General features: G+C 35.3%; 1 protein-coding gene. It reads left to right on the top strand.

What is annotated here, in order from left to right; translation table 11 throughout:
- A partial coding sequence (locus tag ACFINU_RS09780) for a type ISP restriction/modification enzyme (protein WP_375667657.1) occupies nucleotides 1–1,576 on the top strand: 1,576 nt, incomplete at both ends.

The following is a 1,576-nucleotide window of genomic DNA, read 5'->3' as shown; positions in this document are numbered from 1 at the left end:
ACACGGCTTTTACAATCAGATCTCATCAAACCAGAGGATATGGAATATAAGTTCCGTCATGATATCCATGCCAATGAAATTGTCTTACTTGCCTATTACATAGCAGCGATTAACATTGAATCGACTTATCATAGTCTTATGAAAGGTGATTACATTCCCTTTAAGCATATTGGCTTAACCGATACATTTCGAATGCTTGAAGAAAAGAACCTTCTGCAAAAATTATTCAAAGAAAACAGTGAATATTTAGAACATCAAAAGAAACTGGATATTAAAGTTATCCTTGGTAACCCCCCTTATTCGGTAGGACAAAAAAGCGAAAATGATAATGCAAAGAATACACCTTATCCTACTTTAGATAATCGTATTCGTGAAACCTACGCTGCTCAATCCAAAACAACTTGTGTACAGGCGCTTTATGACAGCTATATCCGCGCCATTCGCTGGGCTAGTGATCGTATAAAAGACCGTGGTGTGATTGGTTTTGTCACGAACGCGGGGTTTATCAATGGAAGTTCTATGGATGGTTTACGAAAATGTCTCATTGAAGAATTTAGCAGCCTTTATATTTTCCATTTGCGGGGGAATGCTCGGACTTCTGGAGAACAACGTAAGAAAGAAAATGGTGGAATTTTTGGTGAAGGCTCTCGTGCCCCTATAGCTATTTCTATTTTGGTTAAAAATCCAAATTCACAACAGCATGGCAAGATATATTTTCGTGATATTGGAGATTACCTCACGAGAAAAGAAAAGCTTACGATAATTGAAAAATTTAGGAGTATTGATGGCATTACACGGAGCAAAGAAGGTTGGCAAATAATTACACCAGATAAACATGGTGATTGGATTAATCAACGTGATGAAAGTTTCAAAGCATTTTTAGCTATGGGTGCTAAAAAGGGGCATGATAAAAAGCTTTTTGAGACTTATTCTTGTGGTCTAAAAACCAATCGTGATGCATGGGCATATAACTCAAGCCGTGAAATAGTGGCAAAGAACATGAATAATATGATTACGTTCTATAATAGCGAAGTAGAACGTTTTAATGACACTTATACACATGCTGACAATAAAGTACGTACAAAGAATGTAGACAGTTTTGTCAATTCCAATGAAAGGAAAATCAGTTGGAGCTATAGTGTTAAGCAACAGTTAATTAGAGGAAAGATTTTTGAATTTGAAGAGACATGCCTTACTCAAAGTTCATATCGTCCTTTTACGAAACAATGGCTCTATTATAATCGTACTTTTAATGAATCTCTCTATCAAATACCATATATGTTTCCTATGGAAGGAATTGGTAAAAACAGAGTAATACAAATTGCAGGTATAGGAGCACTGAAAGATTTTTCTGTTATCATGATTAAAACTATTCCTAACCATGATGCAATAGATAAAGGACAATGCTTTCCAAGATATCTTTATGAGGATATTGAATCTTTAAAAGGTAAAGATGATAACCAATCTCATTTATTTACGCATTCTACAGAAGAAAACAAAACAGCTGGTTTACAGAGGCATGATGCCATTACGGATGAAGGATTAGCACATTTTAAAGCGGCTTATCCTAATGAAA

It is taken from the genome of Bartonella sp. AC130YNZD, assembly GCF_042196865.1.
GTDB lineage: Bacteria > Pseudomonadota > Alphaproteobacteria > Rhizobiales > Rhizobiaceae > Bartonella.
Note: the sequence above shows the minus strand (reverse complement) of the source record. Positions and strands in the feature narration are given on the sequence as shown.